Here is an 18632-nt window from a genome sequence, read left to right as displayed (position 1 = left end):
AACATATGGAGTTATTTTCAGCGTTGGCGTCGGGTTCATACCCGACCATGCTTTATACAGTTTATGCAGAACAGACAAGTCGTTCTGCAAATTCAGTTACATATAGCTTTACATGTTGGGCTAGGTTAGATAACCAAACTTACGATTATTTTAACGCACTTGTTTATCCTAAGATTAATATAGGTGGTACTACTGCTTCTTTTGCTGCTTTAGGTAAATTCCCAAAAGGGGCAGGAGCTAAATTTAGCACAATCAGCGTAACTGTATCTGGAATATCAGCGGCAACATCTAGCTTGTCATACACATTCTCAGCAACGTCACAACTTGGTGGAACATCAAGTAGTACAACAGGTTATGTCGGAGGTAAATCAGGAACCGTACCTGTTTCCGTTTATGCTACGACTCCCTCATTAGGTGGCTCTGTTACCATTAGGGATGGTTCAACAGTGGTTTCTTCTTATTATAGAGAAAATCTTGGGACAGGCTCTTTTAATATTAGCTGGCCAAGCGCATCAGGTGCAAACGGAACTCTTGTTTATGAGCTACAAAGAAGTATTAATGGTCAAAACTGGACCATCGTAAATAGTGCTATAAGTGGTACGTCTATTAATGATGCTCCAGGAGCAGGTGCAAACTCGGTTCGATATGCTGTGCTGGCAAAGAACCGTGTAGGAACAGACGAAATGATGTCTGGGTTTATTTACTCTCCAACAGTAAATAAAAATGAATTAAAATCACCGTCATTAACTTCTAGTGCTAATGTTACTTACAATACAAGAACCTTTGTTGTAACACTTGGAGCTGCTTCTGACAATTTGGGTTCTTCAATAAGTTACACCATTAGTGGGATATCAAGTAAGTACACAACTATTAATGGAACTACTAATGTTTCTCCAGGGAACATTACAATCAATGCAAACAATGGTACGAGCGGTACTTATATGACGCTAGACAATCTAAAGGCCGCAGCATTAAATGGGGCTGCCCATTCAGATACTAACCCCTACAAAGGAACCATTGATTTACAGGTAACTGCTACAAATGGTAAAGGTTCATCGAGAACTGAAACAGTAGCTATTCCACTCAATTTAGGAATAGACGCTCCTGTAAATGGAACTCCTAGTGTATCTATAGCAGCCACTTCTTACTACTCAATAAATTCAGTAAACTATATCTTCCCTGAATATAAACCACTTTCACTTTCGATTGCCGGCTCAATTAAGGACATGCTTGGCCGAAATTGTAGCTATGACATAATAATGGAAGAAGGAGAAGCATTATGGGTTCTTAAAAATACAGGTATTGTTACTGCCGCAACTACAGCAACTCTCAACCACACTGAAGTCGGTTTATTAACTAGTAAGAAAAATGTTTCCTTCTTTATAGAAGCTAAAACAATAGGTAACGCATCGAAACTGTCTGCAAAAACCCAAAAAGTAGATCTTCACTACTACAAAAAACCAAGTGTTACTTCAAGTGAACTATCTCGTATAGTTGGTAAAGCAACCTTCAAAGTTAGTATTACTCCTAATACTTCATTAGCAGGAGCTACAAATACCTCAACAATGCCATCAGGATATACAAAAGGAACTTCAGCTATAACTTCCGGAACAGAGTCTTACACAGTAACAAGTAGTACAACTCTTGCTGATTCGTATACTGCGACAATTTCTGTTGTAGTTCGTGATTCAATAGGTTACATATTAAGTGGGAACAATGACGTTACTCTAAAAGTTACTATTCCTACGTTTACACCTGCATTATCTATTCGTGAAAGAGGGGTAGGTATTAATGGTTTTGCAGGAACTACTGAAAAACTTTATGTTGGTGGTAACATAAAACTTACTGGAAACTTAATTGTTGGTGGAATAATCGACATGGGTAATACAAATATCGAAAACGTAAACCATATTACAATTGCTGATCCAGGTGGTGGAGAAGGACTAGAATGGAAAGATCCTACAAACAACTGGAAGATTGTAGTTGCTCCAGACAACCTTGGAAACTCTACAGGTGATTTACAGTTTGCGCGAAATGGCGCAAGAAGAGCAACAGTAAGAGCCAATGGTGAAGTTGCATCAGTAGGTGGATTTACTGTGAGTAATCCTAGTAATACTGCAGCAACAGTTTCATTAAACTTCCATAACAATATCGCTAGACTTCGTACTGGCGGATCAGGTGCTGGCGCAGATAATGGACTTGAAATACATGGAACTGGTGATTCTGTTAGGTGGAAAGTAGATGGTACCGGAAACGTATCAAATTATGGAGAACTAAGAATGTATAACGGTAGGCAAATCCAATTCATGAATAGCTCAGGCATGGCAATGGACGGATATGGGAACATAAAACCTAGAGATCCTGCAAGTCATGCGTCAGGTGCCAATTGGTGGGTATCAGACGTGAATGGTACTCAAATAATTCGGATTAACACCGGTAGTGCTGGTGGTTATGGAGAAATGATAGGTAGACCATTTACACAAGTCACAGCATTTACGAATGGATGGTCGGATTACGGTGGATTCGGTCCAGTTGCGTATACAAAAGATGCAGCAGGATTTGTTGTGTTACAGGGATTATTAAGAGGTAATAGCGGTACTACTGGATCTGCATTCCAATTACCTGCTGGATTCAGACCAAGTACAACACGTATATTTAGTGCTGTTAATGGTGTTAATGGCCATTCTCGTCTAGATATAAATGCAGATGGAACTGTTGTAATGCAGGGTGGCGCTCATGAGTTCTGTTCTCTAAATGGAGTTAGGTTTCTAGCTCGACAATAAAAGGGGGGTTGTTTATGGGAAGTTTAGAAAATATTGAAGTCATAGGTGAAGTAGGAATTATAGGGGAGCCTATTATAGAAGAACCTGTTAATGATTTTCCACTTACCTCTATAGATATGGGATTACCATGTTGGGAAGTAGATGAGGAAGGTTATGTGATTGAGCACTACTTAATGTCAGAGGACAAAATAGAAAAAGCTTTATCTGCAGGAAGAAGAATTATTAAGTTTTGCTGGAAAGAAAGTTATTACAAACCCCGATTTGATGAAACTTTAAATGAGTGGGTTGAGGGTGCAGATATGGAAGTTGTTTTAAAGGATGTTAAGGCAGTTAAATTTAATCAACTAAATGATGCATGCAATAAAGATATCTTAGGCTACTTTGATGCTTCTGTTGGTTCAGAGACATATACATTCTCTTTTGATACAGAAGCACAGTCTAATTTCATTGGTAGTTTAGCATTATTTAATGAAGGTCTTATGACAGAAGTTGAGTGGACTGCATGGAAAGGTGATACACCCCATAGAGTTACTTTAAATAGAGAGCAGTTTATGAGTGTTGCATTTGTAGCGTACCAAGAAAAGGATGCGAAAATATCTAAACTAAGAAATGTACTTCAGCCACGAATAGAGGCATGTACAACTATTGAAGAAGTAAATGCTATTCAGTGGGACGAAAAACCAACACAACTAGCTTGATATTTTAATAAGTAGTCCTTATGATTTGTTCAGAAAATAATATGTTCCAAATATTCAATAGGAGGAAAGACAAAATGAATCAACAAGGGAATACAACAAATTTAGATGTAAATCTACTAATCAAAGAATATGAAGCAACAATTACTACGTTAATCAGTGAAAATGTTAAATACAAAACACTTCTAAAACAAAAAGCTATCGAAGAGCAGCAGCTTCAGGAAGAAATGATGCGACATGCAGCACCCCCTGCGCCACCTGCGGTTCCGACAAAAGAAATAGTAGAAGCTGAAGTCGTAGCATAACAATAACTTATATATTGACTGGTCATATACGAATGGTTACGTTCATGAGGGAGCAATAGCTCCCTCTTATTATATTTTGGAGGTGTTTCTGAATGACACAGGTACGAATCCGAATTCGTTCTATTACAACAGACGAAAAATCCCCTTGGGTTTATATTCAAGAAGAGACCAGACAGGAAACTCCAAAAGCAAATGCATTCCAAGTGAAAGCGGAACCTGTTATGAAACGAACCACTAAGACAAATCAATATGGACATTTTCATTACAGCGAAATGCAATATGGAAGAATTGAAGAAATCTTAGCTTCTGCTTTAGAGATAGGTAAATCTCCTATGAGAATAAGAAACGAAAAAGGAGAATGGATTTATATTCAACAAACAACCATCGATAGTGCTTGTCCTGCTATTCGGATACGAAATCGATATAGTGAACAGGCAGGTCCTTGGGTTTATATCCAACATAAGGAGGTGTAGGTATGGAATATTTGAATAATTATTTATCTGTTCTACCTAATTATGATCGTAAAGAAGTAGAGCAGCTATTACAAGAAAATATGGATTTGTTTGATGTAAAAGTCATAACAAAAGAAGAGTTCGAAGCACTTATTCAACAACTTGCAAATAGAAAAGAAAAGGTTACGACTCTTACGACAACGGGTGAAAAAGTAGATGCCGAACATTTTAACCAAATTCACTCGAATGTAGCTTTGGATTTAAAGAGACTTTATAACTCACATCTTATTATTGAGAAAGTAATTGCGAATTACGACAGAATTCTTCGAGGAACATTAGATGATGTAAAAAGAGAAGTGGACTCACTTTCTACTCGTGTTGAGGAATTAAACCTAAAAGCAAAAGGAGAAGATGGTTTAGTCGTAAAGACATACGGTTTTGAAGAAAAAGAAAAGAGTTTGTACATGGAAACAGATCATGATCAATATGCACATTTATTCTTAGACCGCGACGGTAAATCTTTACAAAGCGCATCATTGAATCGTAGTTTTCATCAACACTATTTATCACTACCTATCAGAGAAGTGGAGAACACAATGCAAAATTCAAATGGGGTGACAACTGCAAAGATTGAAGTTATGTATCAAGCACCAAATAGCATTTCAGATAAAAACCATCCATTGGAACATGCAATAGATGATTCACTTGAAACGTATTGGGCGCAAGCAGTTAAAACGAATGCACCTGCTTATACGGAAATAAAAAAACTATAGAAAGGAGGAAAGAGAATGCCTACTCCCATTTATATTGAACAACATTATTCATTATCCATATCTGAATTTGAAGGACTATGGGAAATGACATTTATGCACCCATACAATCGACAAGAGCATTTTAGTATCTATCTAGTTGCTCCTAATAGTGATTATGAACATGCTGAGCTTGATGATCGCCCGATTGTAGAAGCTGGACCAAGATTAACGGAAGTATTAAAACGATTACTTTATAAAATCGAATACTATCCTTATTCTTGGGAATTCGCGGGAAAGAAAATTGTTTCATATGGGTATGATTTTGAAACAGACTTTACAGGTACTAGTTTGACCTATATTGATTTAACGGAAATCGCCCTTAAAGAAGTAAATGAGTTTTATAATTTCTTCTCCGCGTTAGAAACAGATGTAGTAGATGAAACAGAAAAGGTCAGCGGAAAAGGTGTTATGGCCAAGCTGAAAATCACGTTAGACAAGCCTAAAACCGTAAATCATTTGTTCATTGATTTCTTTACAGAGTATCCAATCGAGTTACTTTCATTGATGTATCAAGTTGACCAGAATGAAGAATCGACTACTTACGAAATTCCTCTTTCAAGAGCAGTTCAAACAAATGAATCGATCTATCTCCATTTCTCTCCTGTATTTGCAAAGGCATTCTATTTAATCATTAAGCAAGAGTCTTACACATTACTAGACCAAACAATGAAGGAAGAAGAAGTAATGAAAGCAGAGCTATGGGATCAAGCTTCAACAAGAAGCCAATCTATTTATGAGTCTGCAGTTGGAGAATATGTAGACCAATTATTCTCTTCTAAATCTGGTATTCAGCTGCATCAAGAAATCTTAGATAGTTACCAAAACATTAATGTAAGTCACTCATCTATTTCATCGGACCCTATGAATTTATACCGTAGTGATTTTGAACAAGCAAAAAAATCTTTAGATAGCCAACAACGATAGAAAGGAGGATTTAGATGGTTAACAGTTTTGAAAGTGCAAGTAAACCAAAAACAACTTTACTACAAAGTCAAAGTACTACAAGTAGCACAACACCTGGACCGCTTCCTCCAATCGTAGAAGGAATTGGTTCAAGTAATCGTACAAATAGTTCAACAGAATATGTTTACCAGTATGGAATAAAGAACATTCAATTAAATCATTCTCTGTATGAACAAGCTGGAATTTTTGTTACAAAACCAATTGAAGTAGAGGGGAATATTGTAGAGGTTTCATTATCTACCTTTGAAGACCATCCGCTGTTTAATGAGCTAAATGGGATGGCAACAGATCGAGTCACTTCTATTGAATACTACATCTCATTAGAAGAAAATCCTTCACTTAATGATTGGGTTTCAATCCTTCCTGAAGGTACAAGGAATGTGAAGTGTGAAAAGCTATTCTTCCGTGGCTCAAGTGCGGGACTTCGATTCCATGCAAACATTAGTGATGAAGATAATACAAGAGTATACCGCAATAATATTTTAATGAATAGGAGTGACTGGTACTTTACAGAAAGAGGAGCTGCTATTCAGTTGGCTGTGCCTCATGATAATAGTTCAATTTACACTATTGATTATGTACCAAACGCAAACCTATTTGACCCCTGGACAGTTAAGGTAGGAGATCGATTTTCTAAAAGGGTTCGTAAAGTGGAGTCTTTCCCAAATGGAACTGATTATAACAATACAATTAAGCTGTCTAAGTATCCATATGTTGATTATAAACAAGTGAACAGTGAAGAGAGTTATGATCCGAATACAAGTGATTACAGACCAATTGATGTATTTCTAACGAATGGTTCAATTGTAGTAGAAGGGGGAAAGACACAAAAAGAGTTCTTCCCAATCTCTTATTCAAGCAAAAATGAATTTACAACAAAAAACCTTACAGATTATAAAACTAACAAAGATGTGTTTTTAAATAAGTACAGCATTGTTCCGGATTCTGTTTACAATACATTTGAGTATAAGCAAGAGAAGAATAAACTTATTTTTACAGAAAGCTTTAATCGATCGGACCTTTATTATAATGAAGCAACAAATCATGGTAATGCTACAGTGGTTGTACACTACGATTACTTAGTGACAAACTTTCGATTAAAAGTTATTTTGCGTAAAAACGTTGGTGATGAACTAGTAGTAACGCCAATGGTCGATAGTTACCAATTAAAATTTAAAGTCATGAAGTAGGGAGGTGCAAGAATGAATGCCCCTGTTATTGAATCTAAAATATTAGAGAAACAAAGAGAATATCTTTTGGAGCAAGCGAAAATACGATTAAGTAGTTCTGCTACAAAAGAAGAAGTATCTCAATTAGCAGATGAAATCTTTTACAGGTATCAATCTTGTATAGGTAAGCCTTTATTCCAGGCACGTAAAGTTGTGTATGGAGAACTACCTTTTCTTGAGGATTACTATGATAACAACAAGGAAATGGAGAAAGACTTAGGTATCTTATTCTCAGAACTAAATACCATTGCTACATACCTGGTAGATTATTTTAATTATTCTCAGAGTGAGAAAGATAGAATCTTATCTATCGTGCGCAGTATTAATGGGGTCGTATCAGACCTTCAAATGTTAACTGAAGAAACAACCCCTAACACGGTTTATTTAAAAGAATCGTTTACGAATTACGATAATGTGGATTCTGCTTTAACTCCAGTAGAGAACAGAAGCATGATTCATACACAAGAAGGCGTATTAACACTGCGTCGTACAAATGCTTTAAATAGAAGCATAGGAAGTAAAGTTCGAGCTATTCAAGGTAATGGAATTGCAGGAACTTATTTTCTATCTCGTAAAGTTCAATCAGATTCAGATTTCGAAAATTACCAGTATGTTTCTTCTCAAATTAAGAATGATGATCCAAAAGCATTAATCGACGGAAACCCGGATACTGTATTTGAATATGAAATGGTAAATATCCCAGAAAGTTATAAGAAACAATCATTCTATTACGACGTTGAATGGGCAAAGGGAAAGGAACATGGTGACTTACTACGTGTAAAGATTGTTGTTCAACTACCTAAGAACGAGACAATCAACTGGATTAATTTAAATCCTTATCATGCTGCAGGTAGCCCAGGTACAGTTAATGTATATTCTATTCGAACGTCTAATGACGGTATTGAATACCAAGGTCTTTTCGAAAAAGACCAATTTGTATTAAACCAAGAAATCAATAAAACACCTCAAAGCTATCGAGCTGAGGATTTATTCGATGGTAGTGAAAACTTTGCTAAAACAAAATTTTCTGGCCAAGGTGTTTGGAGCTTCCCATCAAGAGAAGCAAAATATATTGAATTCGTACTAGAACAACCAAATTCTTATAAAGAATTATTAGGACAAGAAGCATTCTATAGAAGAAAAAAAGATTCTACTTCATTTACACGTATTCGCAAACAGGAGGTGCCTAGTAATATTGTTGATGAAAAATACGGCATCCATACTATTAATAGCGACTATGAGATTAAAAAGGTATTAGAAGCTGTTGAAGGTTGGCGTTACGCTATAGGAGTTCGAGACATCGACATTATGAGTTTCGAATTCGCTGACACGAGTGAATATATTAGCAAACCATTTCTATTTGAAGATGGTATTAAGAAAGTACTTCTATATGCAAATGAAAAAGTTCCTGCTATATACAAAGAGAAGGTAAGTGAATCCAATGATTGGATTCAATACTTTGTTTCTTTCGATGATATAGACTGGCATAGAATCTCCCCACAACATCAGCAACCAGTAAACGATAATTTCCCTGCAAAGGTGCTTTCAGTTAATGATAACGAATCTGATATTGAAAATGCGTTTGCTCTTTACAAACAAAACCTTCAATTAAAAGAACTTCCAAAGCAAGTAAGGTTAAAAATCATTATGAAGAGACCGGAGAAAACAACAGAAGATGAAATACCTCTTCTTCATACAACACCACTCGTTGAAGACTTCGCTTTAAAAATTCTTACCGAACAGAAAGGGGTGTAGGGGATGTCTATCAATATTCGTCAAAAACGTTTTACTATAGCGGTAAACCAAATCCTTCAAGAAGAACTGAGAAAGGGAAATCTTCCTACATCCAAGGAATTCGCTTCTCGTTTAAATAAACTATTAAGAGATCAAGAATTAAGTGCTCCTGAGTATACATTTAAGCGTATTCGTAATGGTGAATTAGCTGAGTCTGATTTTTTTAATGAAGTTGTTGAAAAAATTCAAAAAGATTTGATGATTCTTTACGAAAATACAATTGCTGTTCATAACCAGCTAAAGGGAAAGTTTCATTGGTTTGAAGTAGAAAAGAATCGATTAGAGTATGAAGCTAGAAGATTAGAATCGGAATTAAAAGAGAAAATTTTGCTATATGGAAAGACAGGTTACTTAGCTAGTATCTTTGATACATTGGATGACCTATCTAAAATTGATTCAGAAGACAATGTATCTATCGATATAAAAAATCATCAAATAACACTTAAAAAACAGGAGAATACCTCATTTTTAATTAATCCTGCTAGTGAAATTAAGTTCGTTATGCCAAAGAGTTCTGTAAGTACATTTAAGAAGATTCCCATTTCAGGGAAGATTGAACAAGCATTAAATGTAAATACAAATGAAACATTCCAAGAAGTATGGTTGTCTAAAACGGAAGGGCTAGCTGATGGATATATAGATATCAAATTTAATGATAAACAGGTATTGAATCGAATTGATTTAAGCCTACATACAATTAAAAGTGCTACTGTGTATATTGAATTCACGCTAGATGAACTGAATTATTTCCACTTACCATATTATCCAGATGGTAAGCAGACGGGGAATAATGTATCTTTTTATTTCCCGACAACAGAAATGAAGAATATGCGAATTTGGATTCGCAAACAGGAAAGTGATAAAGAAATTGTCCATCCTGAAGGTTATTCATATCAGTACTTGTTTGGAGTTAAAAAAATTCAATTTTTCCAATTAAGTTATCCAGAAAGAGGAGAGGTTGTTACAAAATTTCTTACGCCAAAAACAGATGAGACATTCTCTATTGGGAAAGTATCATTGGTTACAGAAGAAGAGATTCCGGACGGTACGGATATCGAGTACTTTGTACGAGTAGATGATAGGGAAGAGAGCTGGAAACAGATTTCTCCTGTTAACAGGGATACTGCACAAGCACCTAACCTAATTGATTTTAAATATGTTGTTCATGCTAGTCCAACAAACTTGGGCATTAGAAAGAATATCGGTGGCCAAGAATCTGAGATTATTGAACTGCAAGCAAATGGAGTTGCATTCTACTCATTAGGTTCTATTGAGAAGCGTAAAATCGTTCCGCGAACAGAGCGTTTATATATGGGTAAAGATGCTTGGAGTGTTCAGAAGACAGTCGAGAATTTTGGTGAAACCCATATCCCTTCTCTCGATGATTGGAAGAAGCCATCAAATGATATCGTTCGAAATGTAATACCAATCAAGGAAGGGAATCGAGGACTGATTTTACAAGATGAACAATTCACACAACATACGCAACTGTATTATGGAATGGGTATTTTCTATGAAGGAAAAGAACAAGTGCTTTCTACAATCCCATCATCTACAGAACCGATTGCCATCTTCTTAAATGGAGAAAAGTTATTTGAAGGAATCCCTTCTTCTCAAACTAATGTAAACTACAAATTTAAACAGGGATGGAATGATCTAACTGTGTTGGTGTATGTACAGAATTTGAATAAGGACTGTACGATTGATTTAGGATTTGATCCGATTCGTGTAAGTACTCATTGTTATTCTTCAAGTCAGTTCCTGGAAAAGGTATCTGTATTCGACTTACGATATAACACAAAGAACAACGATTGGTCTAAGTACGCCCTTTATGAGAAAGATGGAAAGGTTTATATTGTGGTTAATCATTCACTACCGGGTGTAACATATGATTTTTACTATGACTATGTGGATGAAGTAGAGCACCGAAATATTCAATTAAAAATCGTTATGAAACAATTCTCAGTAGGGCAGTATACAACACCTGTATTACGTCGATATACATTACAATTTAGTTAGTGAAGAGTTATCAATGGGTAAAGAAATGCTAAGACATACTTGTTACAAGTCTTAGAATAAAATAGGTAAGTACTGTCCCAATTAGAAATGACAAAACGTATGTGTTGGTAATTTACACAACTGTATTAAAGAGAAATACCTATCTAAAGCTTAAATAAATGAAAGGGATGGCAAAGAGATGAAAATAGAAAAGAAATATAAACCTTCTTTCCATAAAGCCAATGCTCGTTACCGTGGTGTTACTGAGCTTTCCCAATATACGAATTTTGTTCTTGAATCTGCCCACGACCTTTTATTATTAGGAAACATTACAGAAGGAAATGAAGCAACACATAAAGATGGACACAAAAAAGAAATGTACAATAATTTCATTTCTATCATGACAGGTGATCGGGAAGTAGGGAAGTCGAGTTTATTTACGGCTTCCACACTTCAAAAAATTGATTACTCACGAACAGTTCCTATTCCTGAATTAGATAGTTGGAGCCCTTTAAATGGCTGTACAAAAACAGCAGTGAGTGACGCAATTAAGCTCTCTTCAAATGGATTGCTAGATCCAGTAGGAATGTTTAGTACTCTTTATGTAGAACCAGGAGACAAGGTTTATATTCGAATGAAGGTAAGAAGTACAGGTGGTGCTTCAGACTTTTCCTTTGGTTCGAACAATATGCGTATGGGACCAGATAAGAATGGTGACACAAGGAAGGTTCCTTTAGCGAAAAGTAATGAATTTATCACTATCGATTACGTGTTACGTTTCCAATATGCTGAATCGGTATCAATTAATATAAACGTTCATGAAAAACCGAAAGAGTTAAAGGCGGAAAATGTTGAAATAAAAGATCTTGAGATATATTACTTTAATGAAACACCAATTCAAGCTTCATCTATCGACATGGTTATTAAACCAAATGTTGATGAACTAGAAGAAAAAATTAATTCGATACGATAGGGAAGGTGAGTACATGCGCCCGATTACATTAAGAAATCCGAATCTAAACAAGGGGCCTAGCTCTTCTGAAGAGTTTAATAAACTACGTAATGACATCCAGACTGATATTACAAATTTGTTTGATATTGTTAATAGTCATGATGGCACAATCTCTGAAAATATGGATCATATTTTACGTGAAAATTACTTCTTACAAAACCGTCTAAAGAAGTTAGAAGGACGGGTATATGAGCTAGAAAAGGATTACCAAAATAACAGTGTAGACGGGGAGAGTATCCTAACTCGATCCTTCTATCATGCAAGCAATATTATTTCCTCAAATGCAAATAATCCCATTAATATAGATACACTTCACGGAATTGTTACCCCAGTTGTTGTTAGATCTCATGATAAGATTGCTTATAAGAATGACTTAGGAGAATACATATTGCCTAGCAACCTAGAAGTAAGTGTATTTGAGTCCTCAGATGTAGAGCTAATTGATGAAGAAACAAAACAACGCAAGTTCTATGCAGTAGATTCTAGTGGTATTACTAAAGCATTTGATGGAGATAAGAACTCATTCTGGGTTCGTCAATCTGAATCAAACGAAAACAAATGCGTAACAGAAGTGTATGGATTAATTCATGTGAAAATTCCACAAAATATTTCTAATAACATTTATACAAACACAATTACTATTCATCCATCTCCGGAGTACTCTATGAGTATTCTTGATATTCAATATAAGAATCAAAATGGAGAGTGGAGGCGTATTGAAACTTACCCAATTAAAAAGGTAAACAATACAGAAATTCCAGAAGAGATTGTTGAATCTGGTAAGTTAGTATTCTCATTCCCAAGAAGACAAGTAACAGAACTACAAATTAAAGTAAAACAACCTTACTGGTTTAAGCATGATAACAAACGAATTTTTATGTATGGATTCCAAGACATCGTTGTTGAATACCGTGAATATTCCCAAGATACTGCAGAATTCACAACAAAGTTCTCTTTAGAAGGAACAGATCGTCGTTTTACAAATGTAAACACGCCAAAGGTAACAGTACCCGTTGGATGTCCATCATTTAATGATTACACTGTAAAACATGAATTGTACTTTGATGAAGGACTTACGGAGAAGTTTGATTTTTCAACAGATATTTTCCAACCAATTCAAACTGTATATGTAAAAACGCTTTTAAAAACAGCAGGGGATCAGGTACCGATCTTACGTGAGATTGAATTGCCTTACCGACATGAAGAATTAGAAGTGTTTTAAAAAGAGAAGGGAGCATAACCAAAATGGTGTGCTCCCTTCTCTTTTAATTTATCAAATGGTTCATCGTTTTCATCAACAAAAACAAATTTGTGATTTTTCCAGACATTATCATAATACTTATATTCCCCAGAGATAAAAGGGGGATATAAGTACTGTATTCTTAATTTTGTGTAATGAATAATTATTCATTTAATAAGTAATATACTAAAAATAATATTCCTGTAACTAATGCGGATCCAAAAAAGCCTACCAACATTTTCCCTTCAGGACCATTAATAATTTCTTTTAGAACTTCTTTTGCTACTTGCTGAGCTTTGCCGCTTAAAACTAATGAAAGAAATAAAAAAAATATAAATAGGAATAATGATGAAATTATAAGTTCCATTACTCTTGTACCTCCTTACTTTAAGTCATTCTATAAATTATACCAGTTAAGATACTTTATAGTAAGAGAATTTTATTTTTATAGTAAAATGTTCTTAAATCAAGATTTAAAATTTTACGAGAGTTAGTATCTTTTATATTGTATTTTTATTTACGGTAGTTGCATAATTATAATAATTAAACCATACGACTGTTCGTTATTTCACCAAAATTTTTGGCGTTATTTTGTTTTTTTTACGAATTCCCTCTTCTGTTATATTTTATAAAAGAAAAAGACAGCCTGGGGTGGCTGCCTTTTTCTTTTAGGGAGGAATTTAAATAATTAGGTAAGATAGATAGGATGAAACAAGTTCAAATTCACGGGAGATGTGAAAATACAAACTTGCGAGGTAACTTACATTTTTAATAAAACCTTTTCACCGTGAAAATGCAAACTTATATTGTAAAAAAAATTAAGAAGAAAGGGATTAAAGTTAATTCCTATGTATTTTAATGTAATATGAATTTAGTTGAAAGATTGCCGGAAAAATAAAACTATGAGAAAACTCATAAGTAAAAAATAATAACTTTATTTAGTAATCTTTCCGAAATCGTTAATATATAGTTGCAAATTTCTTATATGTTGTAGTTGGTGAATGGGCACCAAAAATACTTGCGATTCAAAAGGATGAGAAGGTTCCATTATTGCTTTCGGCTCTGCTTATCTAGTCTTGTAAAATCTTATATTCTTTATATAATGATAATGAACTATCTGAAGAATTCGAGAAAGCAAATAATATAATTATAGACGTACTGAGTACATGGAAACCAATTTTTGATGAAATAGACAAAGATTTCCCTGATGCGAAACGTAAAGCAGAGAAGAAAGTAGAAAGGAATTTAAGTGATGATGCAGAAGGTGGATTTCGTATTCATAAATTAAATCCTAAAAAGGTAAGTAGAGAAGAAAATAAAAACGATTATTAAAGGGGGACGACGTATGAAGTCAAAGAAACTAATCACATTAGCGATTCCGGTTATATTATTAGGTGGTTGTGCTACGACTCAAGGTTCACCAAAGATAGAAGCAAAGCGAAAGCTACTGAACAAGATAAAAAGTCTGCTAGCTTAAAAGATAACGAGAAAGATATTTAAAGGATTCGAGTTTTAGAAGAGGAATACCCACAATATATGTTAGACATGGAGAAAGATTTAGTGAAGCGGTTAAGTTTTTATAAAGATTCAATAAAATACTACCAAAAAGGTAGTAAATCAAGGAAAGAAGTCTTAGTTTCCATTAAAGACTATATGAAAGTACTGGATAAGATAGAGTCTATAGATGCCTCTTCTAAATACAAGGAAGATCACAAAGAAGTCCTTAAAGCAGTCAGTAAGTATAGGGAATCTTTTGAAGAAGTAGAAAAGGTATTCAAGAAAACAGACTTCTCAATGGAAGCTGATAAGGAAGTACTTGAAAAGGCAGACAGTAAGCTATCAGAAGGTAATCGTATTTGGATACCAGTGTTTGAAAAACTAAAGAATGAATCAAAAAAGTAGAAAGTTCTTCTGATTCGTCTAGTGAAGACGTTTCATCAAGTTTTGTTCCAAAATCATCTTCAACATAACTCAAGTCAATTAGAATTAGACAAGAGCCAAGCTGAAACAGGTATGTTCAAAGGGATAGTTGGTACTGATGAAGAGTTAGGAATAAACGATTCTAATACATCTAGGTATATTAAAAATGAAAGGTCTATTGTAGGTAAGTATGGTATTGATTTAGGAGAAGGAATCAAAACAATACTTGATTTAAAAGATGATATGACATTTGCTTTTTATAAGTCTGGGGATTTCTCAAGTAGAGATAGTCTAATGGAAGGAACATACGAGTTAGACGTACCTTCTTTACAATTAGCATTAAAATTAACAAGCGTAACTGAGAATGGTCATAAGACTCAAAGAACTGAGAGTTTTAGATATCAGGTACAAAATTATGATTTAAATATGTTACAATTTTATAGTGCAGACGAAGATGTCCGTATGAGATTGATTAAACAAGGGTAAATATATTAGTAGGGTTAGGTGAAAAAGCCTAGCTCTTATTTTAAGGGGATATTGCATAAATGGAGCGAGTTATACAAGAGTTTTTTTCTTCAAGTAAAAACTATAAGGTTCAAATCATTAAAAGGAAGGATGGTCTTTACACAACAGAAGCGTATAGGTGGATGGAGGATTGTGGATATGAATTTTGGAGTTATATATCACAAGGATTGATTTTGATAGATAGTAAGGAACATGCGCAAAAGATTGCTATGGAACAACTAAAGGAATGTTCAAGGGATGAGTATTAAAAATATGCTATTTTATCTGTAAAATTATAAGGAATTATGATGTTTTATGAAAATATAGAAGTGAATTTCAATTAATCTTATTTATCTTATGTGAATTATAGGTTATAATAAAATTGGGTGCAAAGATGCACTATTTGAAAAAGAGTGCAAGGCAAAAAGGAATTCGTAAAGGATTCCTTTTTTGTTTTTTAGAAAATGAAACAACTTTGTAAATATCTCCTTCTTTTTTTAGTATAAATGAACTTCTACTTTATAAACATAAAAGGTTTTTTGGGGAATTGCCATATTCCTGTAACAAAACAAAGGTATGTTATGTGTGTAAAATATAAAGAGAAAGAAGGAAAAGTTGTGAAAAAAATTTTGCCAATTGTTGCGTTATTAGGCATGATGAGTTTTGGAGTACAGGAAATGAATGTAAGAGCTGATACCTATCATAAGAGCGATTCAAAAATTAGTTTTTGGGATTCGAAAAGAAAGGGTACTAATTTCATGAATAGTACGTCATTACCTGAAAACTATAAAAGTGCAAAAGAAGCTAATATTGAATATGTTCGTTTAGCACCTGATAAATGGGCGAAAGATAAAGATTTTCTATTTGAAGATAAACCAGATACTTTTGGAAAGGATTTTCTAATAGGTAATGCAGATAACTACCAGGGATTAGTAAAGGAAGATCTAGAAAAATTAAAGGCGGATTTAGATGCCGCACAATCACAAGGAATGAAAGTCGTTCTTACAATGTTATCCTTACCTGGTGATCGATGGCGCCAATTTAATAATAATAAGAATGACGACAGAATATGGGAAGAAGAGAAGTATCAAGATCAAGCAAGTCAATTTTGGAAGGACCTCGCTTTGGAACTAAAAGATCACCCCGCGGTGGTTGGTTATAATATTATAAATGAACCACATCCAGAAACAGCTAAAAATAATAGATATAATGATTTTTGGACGGAAGATTACGAGAAATGGTATGCAAAAGTGGAGGGAACGACAGCGGATTTAAACAGATTTTATCAAAAGGTAATCAATTCCATTCGTGAAGTAGACCAAGAAACACCGGTTATTTTAGATTCAGGTTTATATGCTACTCCATGGGCCTTTAAATACTTAAAGCCAGTAAAGGATAAAAAAACGCTTTACGCATTTCATATGTATGAACCATATGAATTAACGAGTCAAGGTGAAAAGAAAAATAAAGAATATCAATATCCAGGATTAGTAAAAGTAGGAGACTTAGAGAAACCTGTAATGTGGAATAAGCAGGGATTAGAGAAGTTTTTGAAGCCAATTCAACAATGGTCTAAGAAAAATCATGTACCATCTAATCGAATTATTGCAGAGGAGTTTGGAATTAACCGTACTGTTCCAGGTGCTACCCAATACATACAAGATCTTATTTCTATCTTTAACCAAAAAGAATGGCATAAATCATTCTATGCATTCCGTGAAGACACATGGACAGGGATGAATTATGAATTGAGAACAGAAAAAATAAAATGGGATGAAGAGGGTAAACCGATGCGTCAAGATAATTCAATCTGGGATGTAATAAAAAAAGATTTAGAAACGCGTAAATAGTTTAGAATACTAGGCTTAAGGACTAAATGTAAGCATCTAATTCAAATAGAATTAGATGCTTTTTATTTCGAAAAAAGGTGGAGTTGAATTAAAGATTCCATCTTTTCTTTTGCATAAAGAGTACCAATCAGGTTTATTTACAACGAAAAATAAGATTTTTAGAGAATAGCTTAGAAAAAAATTGTGGAGGTTCAAACAAATGTGGTCACAATTGTTTAAACCTTTAAAGTAAATAAGTTTTATGAATTTTTCGTGAGATCCCAACCTTTAAATGTTGTAATTTATTTACTTATTTCCCCAATTGGATATATTTCTCTAATTGGATGGAAGTTTAGAATACAGAATCAAAACATAATAGGCTGTTATCGATGAGTTTATCGTAAAGTTGTTATTTAATGTGTCATCAAATAACATTTATATACAATAATACATAAAGAAAAGGAGATATTTATGAAAAAATATAGAGTAATAGACACAACTTAAATAGTATGAATAGTTTAGATTGTAAAAACATGAAGAAGAAAACAAAAAATCCTTAAGAGTAATAAGGAAAAATGAGGGAGTTAATATGGGGAATAATTCAAAACATAAAACTAGAAAAATACTTGCAGCTACTGCTACAGTAACTTTGCTTGCGACTGGAATGATTTCTTCATCAGATGTCTTTGCGGAGCAAAAGGAGCAGCAAAAAAATTTATCGACATCACCGCAAAGTGAAAAGTCAGTTAAATCAGAAAATAGAACATTTACAGTCCCAGGAAAAGGGGATGTTGAGGTACTGAAACAACAGGAAAGAAAAAATATGGCATTTAGTCCATATGAACCAACTGGTTTATATGCAAAGCCAAATGAACAAATAACGATTAATGTAGAAGGTAATCAAGATATTCAGGTATATATTGGAACGTATTCGTATGATGCTTCTTGGAGAGAAGATTCTAAGATAAAATCGTTCACATTAAAACCTGGTATAAACACAATCCAATCTCCAAATGGGGGGATGATTTATTTTTATAATAAACAACAAGGTGGTACCATTCGAACAACAATCACAGCAGGTGGAACGACTACGCCT

At 34.3% G+C, this 18632-nt stretch carries 18 protein-coding genes; 17 read left to right on the top strand and 1 reads right to left on the bottom strand.

The window, feature by feature from the left end:
• Positions 1-5: 5 nt before the first annotated feature.
• The 11 genes from DN401_RS23190 to DN401_RS23140 all read left to right on the top strand — a co-directional run bounded on the left by DN401_RS23190 (position 6) and on the right by DN401_RS23140 (position 13265).
• Entirely contained in the window at positions 6-2783 is a 2778-nt protein-coding gene (locus DN401_RS23190) for a hypothetical protein (protein WP_149287955.1), read from the top strand.
• 14 nt (positions 2784-2797) lie between these two features.
• Positions 2798-3481 (top strand): DUF4376 domain-containing protein, encoded by a 684-nt coding sequence (locus tag DN401_RS23185; protein WP_149287954.1) that lies wholly within the window; start codon positions 2798-2800, stop codon positions 3479-3481.
• A 74-nt stretch (positions 3482-3555) separates the two neighbouring features.
• Complete coding sequence (locus DN401_RS23180) at positions 3556-3783, top strand: hypothetical protein (protein ID WP_001075732.1); 228 nt, start codon at positions 3556-3558, stop codon at positions 3781-3783.
• A 92-nt stretch (positions 3784-3875) separates the two neighbouring features.
• Complete coding sequence (locus tag DN401_RS23175) at positions 3876-4256, top strand: hypothetical protein (RefSeq protein WP_000195547.1); 381 nt, start codon at positions 3876-3878, stop codon at positions 4254-4256.
• Positions 4257-4258: 2 nt separating this feature from the next.
• Positions 4259-5008 (top strand): hypothetical protein, encoded by a 750-nt coding sequence (locus DN401_RS23170; RefSeq protein WP_149287953.1) that lies wholly within the window; start codon positions 4259-4261, stop codon positions 5006-5008.
• Between the two features lie 15 nt (positions 5009-5023).
• A complete protein-coding gene (locus tag DN401_RS23165) occupies positions 5024-5971 on the top strand; it encodes a hypothetical protein (protein WP_149287952.1) in 948 nt (315 codons plus the stop codon).
• A gap of 14 nt (positions 5972-5985) precedes the next feature.
• Positions 5986-7200, top strand: coding sequence for a hypothetical protein (locus DN401_RS23160; protein WP_136363569.1), 1215 nt, complete (start codon positions 5986-5988; stop codon positions 7198-7200).
• A 12-nt stretch (positions 7201-7212) separates the two neighbouring features.
• Positions 7213-8994 (top strand): hypothetical protein, encoded by a 1782-nt coding sequence (locus DN401_RS23155; protein WP_149287951.1) that lies wholly within the window; start codon positions 7213-7215, stop codon positions 8992-8994.
• A 3-nt stretch (positions 8995-8997) separates the two neighbouring features.
• On the top strand, positions 8998-11052 hold the full coding sequence (locus tag DN401_RS23150; RefSeq protein WP_149287950.1) for a hypothetical protein: 2055 nt from the start codon (positions 8998-9000) through the stop codon (positions 11050-11052).
• Positions 11053-11230: 178 nt separating this feature from the next.
• Entirely contained in the window at positions 11231-12004 is a 774-nt protein-coding gene (locus tag DN401_RS23145; RefSeq protein WP_149287949.1) for a hypothetical protein, read from the top strand.
• A gap of 13 nt (positions 12005-12017) precedes the next feature.
• On the top strand, positions 12018-13265 hold the full coding sequence (locus DN401_RS23140) for a hypothetical protein (protein ID WP_149287948.1): 1248 nt from the start codon (positions 12018-12020) through the stop codon (positions 13263-13265).
• Positions 13266-13446: 181 nt separating this feature from the next.
• Here DN401_RS23140 and DN401_RS23135 read toward each other — a convergent pair whose 3' ends face one another.
• Complete coding sequence (locus tag DN401_RS23135) at positions 13447-13650, bottom strand: hypothetical protein (RefSeq protein WP_149287947.1); 204 nt, start codon at positions 13648-13650, stop codon at positions 13447-13449.
• Positions 13651-14628: 978 nt separating this feature from the next.
• Here DN401_RS23135 and DN401_RS30305 point away from each other — a divergent pair.
• From DN401_RS30305 to DN401_RS23105, 6 genes are all read left to right on the top strand, one after another.
• On the top strand, positions 14629-14760 hold the full coding sequence (locus tag DN401_RS30305; RefSeq protein ID WP_002098175.1) for a hypothetical protein: 132 nt from the start codon (positions 14629-14631) through the stop codon (positions 14758-14760).
• 83 nt (positions 14761-14843) lie between these two features.
• Positions 14844-15185, top strand: coding sequence for a DUF3994 domain-containing protein (locus tag DN401_RS23125; RefSeq protein WP_255481381.1), 342 nt, complete (start codon positions 14844-14846; stop codon positions 15183-15185).
• A 21-nt stretch (positions 15186-15206) separates the two neighbouring features.
• Complete coding sequence (locus DN401_RS23120) at positions 15207-15689, top strand: DUF3994 domain-containing protein (RefSeq protein WP_255481380.1); 483 nt, start codon at positions 15207-15209, stop codon at positions 15687-15689.
• A 59-nt stretch (positions 15690-15748) separates the two neighbouring features.
• Complete coding sequence (locus DN401_RS23115) at positions 15749-15976, top strand: hypothetical protein (protein ID WP_149287946.1); 228 nt, start codon at positions 15749-15751, stop codon at positions 15974-15976.
• Positions 15977-16288: 312 nt separating this feature from the next.
• Positions 16289-17557 (top strand): glycoside hydrolase family 5 protein, encoded by a 1269-nt coding sequence (locus DN401_RS23110; RefSeq protein ID WP_149287945.1) that lies wholly within the window; start codon positions 16289-16291, stop codon positions 17555-17557.
• Between the two features lie 568 nt (positions 17558-18125).
• Positions 18126-18632, top strand: a 507-nt coding sequence (locus DN401_RS23105; RefSeq protein ID WP_304521039.1) for a M60 family peptidase N-terminal accessory domain-containing protein, incomplete at its 3' end; no start/stop codon positions are given.

This window comes from Bacillus sp. BF2-3, assembly GCF_008368795.1.
In the GTDB taxonomy this organism is placed as follows: domain Bacteria; phylum Bacillota; class Bacilli; order Bacillales; family Bacillaceae_G; genus Bacillus_A; species Bacillus_A cereus.
Note: the sequence above shows the minus strand (reverse complement) of the source record. Positions and strands in the feature narration are given on the sequence as shown.